The following is a 12,789-nucleotide window of genomic DNA, read 5'->3' on the forward strand; positions in this document are numbered from 1 at the left end:
CGGGCTGCCGCCCGCGGTGGTTCAGGGGGTCAGACGCCGGCCGCGCCGTGGAGGCGCTGCTGCAGGTCGACCTTGACGTTGGTCAGGTCGATCGCGGTGTTCTCCGACCCCTCGGTGTCCGGGTCGAACGTCAGGGTGACGTCGGCGGTGAGGCGGTGCAGCGTCCCCTCGTTCGAGCCCTCCAGCTCGAGCGCGGCACCCGAGTCCGTGCCGTCGGACAGCAGCACGGTGGCGGTCACGCCCTCGGGAAGGTTCGCGGCACCGGCGTCGAGGCCGGCGTCGACGAGCAGGTTCTCACCGGTGGCCGTGACGTCGACCGTGGTGGTGCCGACGACGGTGTCGCCCGGGACCATCCGGAACGCCGCGATGTCGGCGATGTCGTTGTCGGCGCCGTCCGTGACGTCCTTCCACGTGGTCTGGTCGCTGAAGGTGGCGCTCAGCGCGCCCGTCTGGGTGCCGACCGTGCCGATGCTGCCGCTCTGGTTCCACAGGGCGAACGTGCCCGCCCCGCCCAGCAGGACGGCGACGCCCGCGGCGGCGGCGACGGCGCCCTTGACGGCGCTCTTCTTGCCGGACGTGCTGGTGGTCGTGGTGCTCATGATCTGTTCCTCCCCGGTGGGCTGAGGCCGGCACCTGGTGATGCCGACGTCTAGACCGTCCCCCGCGGTGGCGGCGCGTGGGGCGTCCCGGGGCGCCTCAGTAGGTAGCGGCGACGTCCGGACCTGCGACGACGCATCGGCCAGGCACCGGGTGCAGTAGCCGAGTGCTGCCCTGCGTATCCGTCGCTGGGTGGCTACCCACGAGAAATCCCTGGGCCGGGCTCGACGGTCTTGGTAGACCTCGTGCCATGACCACGACGACGTCCGACGTGACCTGGCCGCGCCAGGTCGGCCCGCTCGTGCTGCGCCCGCCGTCGAGCGCGGACCTGGACCACGTGCTGACCTGGCGCAACCACCCCGACGTCACGCGCTGGCTGCTCACGACCACGGTGGACCCGGACTCCTACCGCGCTGCGTGGCTGGCGAGCGGCGACGACGCGACCGACGTCGGCGTCGTCGCCGACGTCGACGGCACCGTCGTCGCGACGGGCACGATCTCCGTCTCCGACGGCATGGGGCAGACGCAGGGTGACGTGTGGCGCGGCGCCGAGGGATCGCTCGGCTACCTGGTCGACCCGGCGTACGCGGGGCGCGGTGTCGCCACCGCCGTCGCGGGAACGCTGCTCGACGTCGCGTTCACCGACCTGGGCCTGCACCGGGTCACGGCGGGGTGCTTCGCCGCGAACCGTGCCTCCTGGCGCGTCATGGAGAAGCTCGGCATGCGCCGTGAGCAGCACGGCGTGGAGGACTCCTGGCACGCCGAGCTGGGCTGGGTCGACGGCTACACATACGGCATCCTCGCCCGCGAGTGGCGGGAGCGCGCGGGTTCCGTCGGCCGATAGGCCTGCCGACACGAGGACGACGCCCGGACGTGTCGACCGAGCGTCGCGCCCGCCAGCCCGGACGGGTGAGCAGGCGCGAATCCGATCACTGGGTGGGGTCGTTCCCACCGAGTGGGTCCTGACCGTGGACTTCCTGTGCGTGGGTTCCGCGTCCGGCTGTCGTCCTTCCATGGAACGTCACGGGGGCCCGGGACGCAAGCGGTCAGGGGCGTCGTCGTACCCACCAGCGCCGCACCAGCAGAGCGACGGTGACCGTCGCGAGGACGGCGCCGACGGCGACGGCGACGGTGGGTGGGCGCAGCACGGAGCGCAGCGCGACGGGGCGCGTGAAGGTGAGGACCCCCCACCCGCTGGCGATCGCGAGCCGGCGCAGCGCCCGGTCGGGGTTGACGGCGAACCCGTGCCCGACGGCGGACAGCATGGGCGCGTCCGTCACGGAGTCCGAGTAGGCGTAGCTGCGGTCGAGGTCGTAGCCGCGGGCGGCCGCGAGCTCGCGGACGGCCTCGGCCTTCTGCTCGCCGTAGGCGTAGAACTCGATCTCGCCGGTGTACCGGCCGTCGTCCACGGACATCTGGGTTGCGATGACGTGGTCGGCGCCGAGCACGGTCGCGATGGGCTCGACGAGCTCGGCGCCGGAGGCGGAGACGATGACGACGTCGTGGCCGAGCTCGTGGTGCTCGGCGATGAGCTCGACGGCCTCGGCGTAGACGTAGGGGTCGATCAGCTCGTGCACCGTCTCGGCGACGATCTGCTGCACCTTGCTCACCTCCCAGCCCGTGGCGAGCTCGGACAGGTGCTTGCGCATCCGTTCCGTCTGGTCGGCGTCGGCGTTCCCGGCCATGAAGAGCAGGTGGGCGTAGGCGCTGCGCAGCACGTCGCCGCGGGTGATGAGGCCGCCGGCGTAGAACGGCTTGGAGAACGCCGCGGAGGAGCTGGTGGCGATGATCGTCTTGTCCAGGTCGAAGAACGCCGCGACGCGTCCGCGCGTCGGGCCCCGGGGCGGTGCGACCTGCGGCGGGGTGCTCACGCCTCAGAGAGTAGCGGGGCGGGGTGACGCGCCGGCGGTGCAGCACGCCGGTGGGGTGCGGCACCTGCTGCGCCACTCCACTGCACAATTCCTCGGCACAACTCTTGTGCATCGGTCTTGTGCACAGTTATTGTGTACGCATGGAACCGAGCCCCGACGCCCCGTACACCCACCTCCAGCTCACCGCGGAGGCGGCCAAGGTGCTGGCGCACCCCATGCGCTCCCGGCTGCTCGGCGCCCTGCGCCGCGGCGGGCCCGCGTCGGCCACCGCGCTGGCCGCCGAGCTGTCCACCAACTCCGGGGCGACCAGCTACCACCTGCGCCGCCTCGAGGCGGTCGGCATCGTCGAGGACACCGGCGACGGCCGCGGCAAGGAGCGACTCTGGCGCGCCGCGACCGACAGCCACGGCTGGCGGAACTCCGACTTCGACGACGACGAGGACGCGCGCACCGCGCTCGGCTGGCTCGTACGCGACTACCACCGGCAGTTCGACACCCGCTACTCCCGCTGGCTCGACGTCGCCGACTCGTGGCCCGTGCCGTGGCAGGACGCCCTCGGCATGACGGACACCTGGGTCGAGGTCACCCCGGACCAGATGCAGGCCATGTCGAACGAGCTGGAGGCCGTCGTCGACCGCTACCTCAAGGCGGGCGAGGGGCAGCCGGGGGCCCGCCGGATCAGCCTGTACCGGTTCGCGTTCCCGCTGGACGAGGGCGACGTGCCTGAGGCGGGCGACGTTTCCGAGGCGGGCGACGTATCCGAGGCGGGTGAGACGCACGGGTCGGGAGACGTCGCGGGCACCGACGGCCTCGAGGGCGCGGGGGACGCCGGCGCGGCGGGCGGTGACGAGCGATGACGACGATGACGCCGGCCGCCGCGCGCCGGGTCTTCCTGCTCCTGACGGCGACGCGCTGGTTCCCCGTCGGGCTGGTGGTCGCGGTGACGACCCTGCTGCCGCTCGAACGTGGCCTGTCGATCACCCAGACCCTGACGCTCGCGTCCATCACCGGTCTGGTCGTGTTCGCGCTGGAGCTGCCCACCGGCGGCACGGCGGACGCCCTCGGGCGCAAGCCGGTCCTCGTCGCCGCGGCCGCGGCGCAGGTGCTCGCCGCGACGGTTTTCGCGGTGGCGCAGGGCTTCTGGGCCTTCGCCGTCGCGGCCGCCCTCACGGGCCTGTTCCGGGCGCTGGACTCGGGACCGATGGAGGCCTGGTTCGTCGACACCGTGCACGCCAGTGCCCCGGGTGCCGACGTCGACCGGACCCTGTCCCGCCAGGGAGGCGTGCTCGGGGCGTCGATCGCGCTCGGCGCTCTCGTCTCGGGCGGACTCATGTGGTGGCACCCCGTGACCGCCTGGAACGCGCTCACCCTGCCGTACGCGCTCTACGCCGCGCTCGCCGTCGTGCACCTGGTCATGGTGTCGGTGCTGCTCAAGGAGGACCGCGGGCACACGAGCGCGCTGGACGTGAGCGGCCCGGTGGTGAGCGGCCCGGTGGTGAGCAGCCCGGTGGTGAGCAGCCCGGTGGCCGCGATCGTCGACGGGTTCCGGCTCGTGCGAGCGGACCGCGTGCTCCTGGGCCTGCTCGCCGTGGAGCTGTTCTGGTCGGCGGGCATGGTGGTCTTCGAGCAGCTCATGCCGATCCGGCTGGCCGACATGCTGGGCAGCGGCGAACGCTCCGGAGCCGTGATGGGTGTCGCGGCCTCGGTGGGATGGGGCGTCTTCGCGCTCGGCGCGTCGCTCGCCGGGCTGTCGGCCCGGCGGTTCGGCGTCGCGCGGGTAGCGATGGCGGCCCGGGTGCTCAACGGCCTCGGGGCGGTGTGGATGGGGCTCGTCGCCGGGCCGGTGGCGCTCGTCGTGGCGTACCTCGTCACGTACGGCCTGCACGGGGCGAGCGGCCCGGTGTACCAGGCGCTGCTGCACCGGCAGGCGGCCCCACGGAACCGGTCGACCGTGCTGTCGATGGCGTCCATGGCCGGGTTCGCCTCGTTCGCGCTGGCCTCGCCTCTGCTCGGCCGCGTCTCGGAGCTGTTCTCCACCCCCGCCGCGATGGTCACGGGTGGCGCCTTCAGCATCGTGGGCGTGCTCTGCTTCCTCCCCGCCCTGCGTGCCGAGCGGGAACGGGTGGCCGCTTCCGGGGTCGTCGCGAGCGTCTAGCCCGGCAGGACCCCGTCCCCAGGCTCCGCTCGTCCACAACCTGGCCGCGCCGGGACCTCGGGTCCCCCCTGCCCGGCCAACCTGGGCGCATGGACGACACGAGCCGAACAACCGCACCGGCGGGGCGCACCGCGCCCCCCTGGCTGCCGCCGGGCGTTCCCGGGCACGTCAGGGCCGGCCGCACCGTGGCCGTGGTCGGCGCCTGCGGAGGTGCGGGCACCAGCACGCTCGCCGCCGGGCTCGCGCACGGGCTCCGTCGCGCCGGCGAGGGCGGGGTGCTCGTGGACCTCGACGCCCCGGGAGCCGGCGTCGACGTGCTGCTCGGCGTCGAGGACGAGCCCGGCGCACGCTGGCCCGAGCTCGCGGACGCCCGCGGCGACGTCGACGGTGCGGGCCTCGTCGCCGCCCTGCCGCGCTGGCGGTCGGTGCCGGTGCTCTCCGCGGCGCGGTCGCACGGCGAGCCTCCGGACGACGCCGTCGCGGTCGACGTCTGCACCGGGCTGCTGCGGGCGGGCGAGTCCGTCGTGCTCGACCTGCCCCGGCCGCAGGCATGGACCCCCGCGGCCCGGTTCCTGGTCGCGGCCGCCGACGCGGTGCTCCTCGTGGTGCCGTGCACGGTCCCTGCGGTGGCGGGTGCCGTCGCGGCCGTCCCCCGGTTGGGCGCGGCGTGGGCCGGCACGTGCTGGGTCGTCGCGCGGGGCCCGGCGGCCGGCCGGGTCGACCCCGCCGCGATCGAGTCCGCCCTCGGTCTGCCCGTCGTCGCGGAGGCGCGGTGGGACCGCCGGCTCGCGGACGCCGTCGGCCGGGGCGAGGGCCCACCCGTCGGACGTCGCACCCCGCTCGGCCGGGCCGCCGCGGACCTCGTCCCGGCGTTGGTCTCGGCCCGCGGGACGGTGCACGTGCCCGCCCGCGAGACGTCGCGAGCCCCGGCGAGGGACGCGGCATGGGCTCCCACAGCGGTGGCGTCATGAGCGCCGCGGGCCTGGACCGGCGGTTGCTGGACGAGGTACGCGCGCGGCTCAGCGCGCCGGGCGACCCCCGCACGGTGGACGACGACGCGGTGCGTGCGGCGCTGCGGTCCAGCGGGCGGGTCTTCGGCTCGTCGGCGCTCGCCGACCTCACCCGCGCGGCACGGTCGGAGCTCACGGGCGCCGGGCCGCTGCAGGTGCTCCTGGACGAGCCCGACGTGACCGACGTGCTGGTGAACGGCCCCGCCGACGTCTGGGTGGACCGCGGCGACGGACTGCACCGCGTCGACCTCGACCTCGGCAGCCCCGAGGCGGTCCGGGCGCTCGCCGTGCGCATGGCCGCGGTGGCGGGCCAGCGCCTCGACGACGCCGCGCCGACGGTCGACGCCCGCATGCCCGACGGGACCAGGCTCCATGCCGTCGTCCCGCCGGTGGCGCCCGACGGGGCCGTCGTGGCGCTGCGGGTGCTGCGTCAGGCGGGCCTCACCCTCGACGGGCTCGTCGCGGCGGGCGGGGTGCCGCCACCGTGGGTGCCGCTGCTGACCGCACTGGTGTGCGGGCGGGCGAACCTGCTCGTCTCGGGCGGTACCGGTACGGGCAAGACGACGCTGCTGGCCGCGCTGCTCGGCCTCGTGCCCGTCCGCGAGCGGATCCTCGTGGTCGAGGAGGCCCGCGAGCTGGCACCCCGGCACCCGCACGTCGTGTCGCTGGCCGCCCGCCGGCCGAACGTCGAGGGCGTGGGCGAGGTGACGCTCGCGGACCTCGTGCGCGGCGCGCTGCGGATGCGCCCGGACCGGATCGTCGTCGGCGAGTGCCGCGGGGCGGAGGTGCGCGAGCTGCTGCTCGCCATGAACACCGGGCACGACGGCGGCATGGCCACCGTGCACGCCAACGCCGCCGAGCACGTTCCTGCCCGGCTGGCGGCGCTGGCGGCGCTCGCCGGGATGCCGGGAGAGGCGGTCGCCGCGCAAGGTGCCGCCGCGCTCGACGTGGTGGTGCACCTGCGCCGCACCGGTGGTCGCCGTCACCTCGCCGAGCTGGGTCTGGTGGACCGCGCGCCCGACGGCGCGCTGCGGGTGCGGCGGGCCGCGACCTGGGCGGGGCGTGGCGCGCCGACCGAGGGACCGGCATGGGCCGAGATCGCGGGGCGGTGGCAGGAGTGCTGAGCGCGCTCGCCGGCACCCTCCTGGGTGCGGCCGTGTGGCTCGTCCTGGCGCGCGCCGGCCGCTCCGCGACGTCAGCGGCCGCCCCGTCGCGCCGGTCGCCCACCCGGGCCAGGCCCTGGCGGCGCGGGCACGGTGGGCGTGCGGCGGGCTGGTCCGCCGGGCCCGCCGAGACGGGCGACGACGTGCGCGTCGCCGTGGCCCAGGTGGTGGCCCTGCTGCGTGCCGGCGCACCCCCGGCGGCTGCCTGGTCGCGAGCCCTGGGCGTCCGCGTCGACGGCTCCGGCCTGCCGGACCCGGACGAGCTGGCTCCCGTCGTCGGTGGCGCGGAGCACGCACGCTCGGTCGTGGCGGGCGCACGGCTCGCCCGCGACGTGGGGGCTCCGCTGGGCGGGGTGCTCGACGCCGTCTCGGCGGCGCTGGTGGCGGAGGCGGAGGCCCGGGCCGAGCAAGAGGCCGCGCTCGCCGGACCGCGCGCCACGGCCCGCGTGCTGCTGTGGCTGCCCGGCCTGGGCGCACTCCTCGGCTGGGCGCTGGGCGCGGACCCGCTCGCGACCGCGACGGACGGCGGTGCGGGCACGGCGGCCGTCGCCACGGGACTCCTGCTGCTCGCCGTCGGGCGCTGGTGGACGGCGCGGCTCGTGTCCGGAGCGCGGCGCGCGGGGGAGGAACCGGCGTGAGCGCCGCGACCCCGCTGGCCGTCGTCGCGGTGTGCGTCGCCGTTCTGGCTCTCGCCGCAGTGGCGCCCTGGCGTGCCGTGCCCGCGGGCGCCCGGCGTCGCGTCCGGCACCTCGCCGCCGGCGACGGTGTGCCTGCGCCGTCAGGGGATCCCGCCCCGGTCGAGCTGCCCGTGCTGCTCGAGCTCCTCGCGGCCGCCGCGCGGGCCGGGGCCGCCGTGCCGAGGGCGCTCGACGCCACCGGGGACGCCGTCGGCGGGCAGGACCGTGCGGCCTTGCACGCCGCCGCCCGAGCGCTGCGACTGGGCGCCGCCTGGGACACCGCGTGGCTCGGAGCGCCCTCGCGCCTCGGCCCGCTGCAGCGTGCGCTGCGCGTCGCGTGGGTGGACGGCGCGGCGTCGTCGGCCGCCCTGCGCGCCGCGCGGGACGAGGCGCTGCACGAGCGGCGTGCCGCGGCCGCCGCGGCCGCCGCCCGCCTGGGGGTGCGGCTGGTGCTGCCGCTCGGCGCCTGCTTCCTGCCCGCGTTCGTGCTGGTGGGACTGGTGCCCGTGCTCATCGCGCTCGGCGTGGACCTGCTCTCGGGCTGAGCGCAGGAGCCCGCGACCGCCAGATGAAGACGTCCGGCCGCCCGGTCGGAGGAACCGAGGAACGAAGGAGAGACCCATGCAGCAGACCATGCAGGAGACCACGAGGGAATCGTCGCGGCCCGTGCCCGCGGGGCCAGCGGAGGAGACCGTGCCGGAGGAGCTCGACCCTGAGGCAGGTCTGGCCACCGCGGAGTACGCCGTCGCCACCGTGGCGGCGGTCGGCTTCGCCGGGCTGCTGATCGCCCTGCTCAAGAGCGAGACCGTCCGCGGCCTGCTCGAGAACATCATCACGTCAGCCCTGTCGATCTGATGGCCCGGCACCGAGGCGCAGGACCGGACCCCGCCTCCGAGCGGGGCTCGGCGACGGCAGAGCTTGCCGTCGGGCTGCCGGTGGTGGTGCTCCTGCTCGTCGCGGTGCTCACCCTCACGGCCGCGTCCACGGCGCAGATGCGCGCCCTGGACGCGGCCCGTGCGGGGGCCAGGGCGCTCGCGATCGGTGAGGACGACGCCGCCGTGCACCAGGCCGTCGCACGGGTCGGGGGCGACGACGTCGAGCTCGCCGTCCGGCGGGACGGGTCCTGGGTGACGGTGACGGTGACACGACCCGTCGCCGGCGGCTGGTTGTCCGGGGCTCCCCTGAGGGCGACCGGCGAGGCTGCGGCCTGGGTGGAGCCATGAGGGCAGGGCACGGGCACGGCCGCCGGCATGAGCACGTGGCCGAGCGCGAGCATGAGCCCGAGCGCGAGCCCGAGCGCGAGCCGGAGCCGGAGCCGGAGCACGAGCGGGGCGCGGGCACGGTGCTCGTCCTCGCGGTGGCCGCGGTGGTCGTCGTGCTGGCCCTGGGCGTCGCGGCGCTAGGGTCCGCGCAACGTGCGCGGGGCGCGGCGCAGGCGGCCGCGGACCTCGGCGCTCTCGCCGCGGCGACGGCGGCCCGCCACGGTTCCGACGCCTGCGCGACGGCGGCCGAGGCGGTGCGCCGCAACGGCGCCGAGCTCGTCGCGTGCGAGCCCCGCTCCGAGGGGATCGTCGACGTGCGCACCGCGCGCGCCGCCGTCGGAGGCGACGCCGGGGCCTGGGCGAGCGTCCTCGGCCAGGCCACCGCCCACGCGCGGGCGGGCCCGCGGCCGGAGCGCTGACGTGGCCGGCCCGCCGGACGGCGCGCGGAACCGGGTCGGAGGCCACGTCGTCAGCCCGGGTCGTCAGCCCGGGTCGTCAGCCCGGGTCGTCACGCCCAGGTCGTCACGCCCGGTCGGTCAGGACGGGTTGACGCCGAAGAGCTCCGCGCGCTCGTTGATCTTGTGCGCACGGGCCAGGCGAGGCTTGTCCGAGCCGTCGCGGATGACCGATCCGGACGCCTCGAAGTCCGCGAGGAAGTCCACGGCCCACGCGACGTCCGCGGGCGACGGGCTGAACGACTCGTTGATGACCGCGGGCTGCTCGAGGTCGAGGCACAGCTTGCCCGTGAGGCCGAGCGCCACGGAGTCGGCACCCTGCTCGCGCAGGAGCGCGTGGCTGGTGCCGACGGTCGGGCCGTCGATCGGGCCCGGCAGTCCGCCGATGCGGCTCGCGGTGACGAGGCGCGACCGCGGGTACGCCATCGCCAGCGACTCGTTCGCGGTGCCGGTATCCCGGCGGTAGTCGCCGGACCCGAACGCCAGACGGAACGCGCCCGGCGCGCGGGCGATGCTCACGGCGTCCTCGATGCCGAGCGCCGACTCCACCAGCGGGATGACCCGGCGCTCGCCGCCGAAGCGCTGCACCGTGTCGATCACCTGGTCGGGCGACTCGGTCTTGGCGAGCATGACGCCGCACAGGCCGTCCGCGTCCCACAGGGCGCGGATGTCGTCCGCCCACGCCTGCGACCCGCGCTCGTTGATCCGGACCCACGCGCGTCCCCCGCCCGCGAACCACTCGAGGACCTTCCCGCGCGCCTCCTGCTTGCGGCTGTCGTCGACGGCGTCCTCGCAGTCGAGGATCACCTGGTCGGCGCGCGAGAGCTGGGCAGCGTCGAACAGGTCCTCGCGCAGGGCGGACAGGAGCAGCCAGGAGCGGGCGTTGGCCGCGTCCACACGGCTCTCCTCGCGGGAACGTCGGCGTTCGGCGAGGTCGGTCTCGGTAGTCACCCGTCGATCGTAGTTTCCGCGGGCGCGTGAGCCAGTACGGCATCCAACAAGCGCACGGCCGCGGCCTTGTCGAGTGGGGAGTTGTCGCTGCCGCACTTCGGTGACTGGACGCAGGCCGGGCACCCGTCCGCGCAGGGGCAGGCGGCGATGGCGTCGCGGGTGGCCGCCAGCCAGCGTGCACCGAGCCCGAACCCCCGCTCCGCGAACCCGGCCCCGCCGGGGTAGGCGTCGTACACGAACACGGTGGCCTCGCCGGTGTCCGCGTGCAGGGCCGTCGAGACCCCGCCCAGGTCCCACCGGTCGCACGTGGCGAGCAGCGGCAGCAGACCGATCGACGCGTGCTCCGCGGCATGCAGCGCCCCCGGGGCTTCCTCCTCGCTCACGCCCGCCGCCCGCAGCACGAAGGCGGGCACGGACCACCACACCGCCGTCGTGCCCAGCGTCCGCGACGGCAGGTCGAGCGGCTCGGTGCCCAGCACCTGCATGTCGGGCAGCCGGCGGCGCTGGAAGCTCACGACCTGGCTCGTCACCTCGACCGGGCCCAGTCCCCAGGTGATGGGACCCCACGCGCGCTCGCCGACGGCGCCCGTGCCGCCGTCGGTCTCGACGGTGATCTCCATGACCTCCCGCGACCACGTCGCGTGGTCGACGTCGCGCCGCACGACGAGCGCGACGCCGTCGGCCAGGTCGAGGTGGTCGACGACGAAAGTCGTGCCCTGGTGCGTGTAGACGGCGCCGTCGTGCACCTGGCCGTCGGCGGACGCGGCGTCGACGGTGCCGAGCACGCGCCCCGTGCTCGCCTCGACCACGCGCACGGGTCGCCCGCCCGAGCCGCGCAGGTCCGCGAGGCCCGCCGCGGGCTGCGCGTGCGTCCAGTACCAGCCCGAGGCGCGCCGCCGCAGCGCGCCGCGTGCCACGAGCACGTCGAGCACCTCGCGCACGGCCGCGGGGTCGCCGAACGTCGCCAGGTCCTCGGAGCGCAGCGGCACCTCCTGCGCCGCGACGCACAGCTGCGGCGCGAGGACGTGCGGGTTCGCGGGGTCGAAGACGGTGGCCTCGAGGGGGGCGTCGAGCAGCGCCTCGGGGTGCGTCACGAGATAGGTGTCGAGCGGGTCCTCGCGCGCGACGAACGCCACCAGGCCGTCGGCCCCGGCGCGGCCGGCGCGTCCGGCCTGCTGCCACCACGAGACCCGGGTGCCGGGCCAGCCCGCGACGAGCACCGCGTCGAGTCCTGACACGTCCACGCCCAGCTCGAGGGCGTTCGTCGTGGCGAGGGCCCGCACCTCGCCGGTGCGCAGCGCCTGCTCCAGGGCCCGGCGCTCCTCCGGCAGGTAACCGCCGCGGTAGCTCGCCACCCGCCCGGCCAGCTCGCCGGACACGGGCCGCAGACGGTCGCGGGTGTGCTGCGCCACCGACTCGGCCCCGCGCCGTGACCGTGTGAACGCGAGCGTCCGGGCCCCGTGCGCGGTGAGGTCGGCCAGCAGGTCCGCGACCTCGGACGTCGCCGAGCGCCGGGGGTGGGTCGCCGCCCCCTTCGGCGTCACGACCGCGACGGACTCCTGGTCCGCGTGCGTGGGGTCCAGCGGGTCGGGCAGCGCCCACGGGTCGTCGTCGTGCGCGGGGACGCCGTCGGCGCCGGCCCGCGAGCGCTCGAAGCTCGCGACCTCGGGCGGCTGCCACAGCGCCACGGTGCGCCGTCCCGCGGGGGAGGTGTCCCGGGTCACGGCCACGACCTGCTCGGCGTCCACGCCGAGCAGGCGCGCGGCGCTGGCCGCGGGCTCCGCCGTCGTCGCGCTCGCGACCACGAACACCGGACCCGCCGGGGCGGGCGCCTGCCCGACGGCGGACGGGGCGTGGTGGGCGGCGAGCCGGGCGAGGCGCCGCAGCACCAGGGACACGTGGGCTCCGAAGACGCCGCGGTACGCGTGCCCCTCGTCGACGACCACGTACCGCAGCGAGCGCAGCAGCCGCGACCAGCGGCGGTGCTGGGGAAGCAGGGAGAAGTGCAGGAAGTCGGGGTTGGTCAGCACGATGTCGGCGTGCTCCATGACCCACCGCCGCTCGTCGGTGGGGGTGTCGCCGTCGCAGGTCGCGACGCGGACGTCGCCCCCGGGCCCGTGCACCCGAGACGCCGCGACGAGCCGCGCCAGGCCGGCGAGCTGGTCCGCCGCGAGCGCCTTGGTGGGCGCCAGGTACAGCGTGGTGCCGCGCCGTGGGCCGCCCTCGACGGCGGCCGTCGGCGGCGCCGAGCGGACCGCCGTGAGCGCCGGGAGCCAGAAGGCGAGCGACTTGCCCGACCCCGTCGACGTCGCGAGGGCCACGTGCCGTCCCGACCATGCGGCGTCCGCGGCGACGACCTGGTGCGTCCAGGGGTTCTCGATACCCAGCGAGCGATACCCCGCGACGACGTCGGGGCCGGCCCACGCCGGCCAGTCGGCGGTGGTTCCCGGGCGAGCGGGCAGCGTGCGCACGTGGGTCAGCCGGTCCGCCCGTGCGCCGTGCGCCGTCAGGACGTCGAGCAGCGGGTGCTGGTCGTCGTCGGTGGCGGGGTGGCTACGCACGGGGACCAGTCTCTCGCATCCGGGGGGCGTTCCCGGGGCGGGTGAATCGGGTCACCAGGGTGGGTGAAAGGTGCTACAGAAACGGTC

General features: G+C 76.0%; 14 protein-coding genes. 10 read left to right on the plus strand and 4 right to left on the minus strand.

The features are described 5' to 3' along the window. Window positions 1-29: 29 nt before the first annotated feature. Window positions 30-599, minus strand: coding sequence for an alternate-type signal peptide domain-containing protein (locus tag LEP48_RS02055; RefSeq protein ID WP_225563844.1), 570 nt, complete (start codon window positions 597-599; stop codon window positions 30-32). A gap of 248 nt (window positions 600-847) precedes the next feature. Between LEP48_RS02055 and LEP48_RS02060 the strand changes: the two genes are divergently transcribed. Further along, the gene (locus tag LEP48_RS02060; RefSeq protein ID WP_225563845.1) at window positions 848-1,441 is read left to right on the plus strand and encodes a GNAT family N-acetyltransferase; all 594 of its coding nucleotides are present in this window, start codon (window positions 848-850) and stop codon (window positions 1,439-1,441) included. A 202-nt stretch (window positions 1,442-1,643) separates the two neighbouring features. On the opposite strand, the gene LEP48_RS02065 is transcribed toward LEP48_RS02060, so the two are convergent. After that, on the minus strand, window positions 1,644-2,468 hold the full coding sequence (locus tag LEP48_RS02065; protein WP_225563846.1) for an HAD family hydrolase: 825 nt from the start codon (window positions 2,466-2,468) through the stop codon (window positions 1,644-1,646). Window positions 2,469-2,608: 140 nt separating this feature from the next. Here LEP48_RS02065 and LEP48_RS02070 point away from each other — a divergent pair, with 140 nt between their 5' ends. The 9 genes from LEP48_RS02070 (at window position 2,609) to LEP48_RS02110 (ending at window position 9,154) form a co-directional block, all read left to right on the plus strand. Further along, window positions 2,609-3,325 carry a winged helix-turn-helix domain-containing protein gene (locus LEP48_RS02070; RefSeq protein WP_225563847.1) on the plus strand — a complete coding sequence of 239 codons (717 nt, stop codon included), beginning with the start codon at window positions 2,609-2,611 and terminating at the stop codon, window positions 3,323-3,325. Then, entirely contained in the window at window positions 3,322-4,623 is a 1,302-nt protein-coding gene (locus tag LEP48_RS02075; protein ID WP_225563848.1) for an MFS transporter, read from the plus strand. The genes LEP48_RS02070 and LEP48_RS02075 overlap by 4 nt, the downstream gene beginning before the upstream one ends. 89 nt (window positions 4,624-4,712) lie before the next feature. Beyond that, window positions 4,713-5,594, plus strand: a complete 882-nt coding sequence (ssd, locus tag LEP48_RS02080; protein ID WP_225563849.1) for a septum site-determining protein Ssd — start codon at window positions 4,713-4,715, stop codon at window positions 5,592-5,594. Further along, entirely contained in the window at window positions 5,567-6,757 is a 1,191-nt protein-coding gene (locus tag LEP48_RS02085) for a TadA family conjugal transfer-associated ATPase (protein WP_225563850.1), read from the plus strand. Before ssd ends, LEP48_RS02085 begins: the two co-directional genes overlap by 28 nt. After that, window positions 6,742-7,434, plus strand: a complete 693-nt coding sequence (locus LEP48_RS02090) for a hypothetical protein (protein ID WP_225563851.1) — start codon at window positions 6,742-6,744, stop codon at window positions 7,432-7,434. Before LEP48_RS02085 ends, LEP48_RS02090 begins: the two co-directional genes overlap by 16 nt. Next, complete coding sequence (locus tag LEP48_RS02095; protein ID WP_225563852.1) at window positions 7,431-8,018, plus strand: type II secretion system F family protein; 588 nt, start codon at window positions 7,431-7,433, stop codon at window positions 8,016-8,018. Before LEP48_RS02090 ends, LEP48_RS02095 begins: the two co-directional genes overlap by 4 nt. 76 nt (window positions 8,019-8,094) lie before the next feature. Further along, window positions 8,095-8,328 carry a DUF4244 domain-containing protein gene (locus LEP48_RS02100; protein ID WP_225563853.1) on the plus strand — a complete coding sequence of 78 codons (234 nt, stop codon included), beginning with the start codon at window positions 8,095-8,097 and terminating at the stop codon, window positions 8,326-8,328. Beyond that, window positions 8,328-8,696 carry a TadE family type IV pilus minor pilin gene (locus tag LEP48_RS02105; RefSeq protein WP_225563854.1) on the plus strand — a complete coding sequence of 123 codons (369 nt, stop codon included), beginning with the start codon at window positions 8,328-8,330 and terminating at the stop codon, window positions 8,694-8,696. The genes LEP48_RS02100 and LEP48_RS02105 overlap by 1 nt, the downstream gene beginning before the upstream one ends. Continuing rightward, complete coding sequence (locus LEP48_RS02110) at window positions 8,693-9,154, plus strand: Rv3654c family TadE-like protein (RefSeq protein ID WP_225563855.1); 462 nt, start codon at window positions 8,693-8,695, stop codon at window positions 9,152-9,154. Before LEP48_RS02105 ends, LEP48_RS02110 begins: the two co-directional genes overlap by 4 nt. 117 nt (window positions 9,155-9,271) lie before the next feature. Here LEP48_RS02110 and LEP48_RS02115 read toward each other — a convergent pair whose 3' ends face one another. Then, entirely contained in the window at window positions 9,272-10,141 is an 870-nt protein-coding gene (locus LEP48_RS02115; RefSeq protein WP_422723787.1) for an HpcH/HpaI aldolase/citrate lyase family protein, read from the minus strand. Continuing rightward, entirely contained in the window at window positions 10,138-12,702 is a 2,565-nt protein-coding gene (locus LEP48_RS02120) for a DEAD/DEAH box helicase (RefSeq protein WP_225563856.1), read from the minus strand. Before LEP48_RS02120 ends, LEP48_RS02115 begins: the two co-directional genes overlap by 4 nt. Window positions 12,703-12,789: the final 87 nt, after the last annotated feature.

The organism is Isoptericola luteus, assembly GCF_020297055.1.
Taxonomy (GTDB): domain Bacteria; phylum Actinomycetota; class Actinomycetes; order Actinomycetales; family Cellulomonadaceae; genus Isoptericola; species Isoptericola luteus.

Coding starts and splice junctions, on each gene's coding strand:
- LEP48_RS02075 (WP_225563848.1), top strand. CDS start 3,322: ATGACGACGATGACGCCGGCCGCCGCGCGCCGGGTCTTCCTGCTCCTG.
- LEP48_RS02110 (WP_225563855.1), top strand. CDS start 8,693: ATGAGGGCAGGGCACGGGCACGGCCGCCGGCATGAGCACGTGGCCGAG.
- LEP48_RS02070 (WP_225563847.1), top strand. CDS start 2,609: ATGGAACCGAGCCCCGACGCCCCGTACACCCACCTCCAGCTCACCGCG.
- LEP48_RS02105 (WP_225563854.1), top strand. CDS start 8,328: ATGGCCCGGCACCGAGGCGCAGGACCGGACCCCGCCTCCGAGCGGGGC.
- LEP48_RS02085 (WP_225563850.1), top strand. CDS start 5,567: ATGGGCTCCCACAGCGGTGGCGTCATGAGCGCCGCGGGCCTGGACCGG.
- LEP48_RS02055 (WP_225563844.1), bottom strand. CDS start 599: ATGAGCACCACGACCACCAGCACGTCCGGCAAGAAGAGCGCCGTCAAG.
- LEP48_RS02060 (WP_225563845.1), top strand. CDS start 848: ATGACCACGACGACGTCCGACGTGACCTGGCCGCGCCAGGTCGGCCCG.
- ssd (WP_225563849.1), top strand. CDS start 4,713: ATGGACGACACGAGCCGAACAACCGCACCGGCGGGGCGCACCGCGCCC.
- LEP48_RS02100 (WP_225563853.1), top strand. CDS start 8,095: ATGCAGCAGACCATGCAGGAGACCACGAGGGAATCGTCGCGGCCCGTG.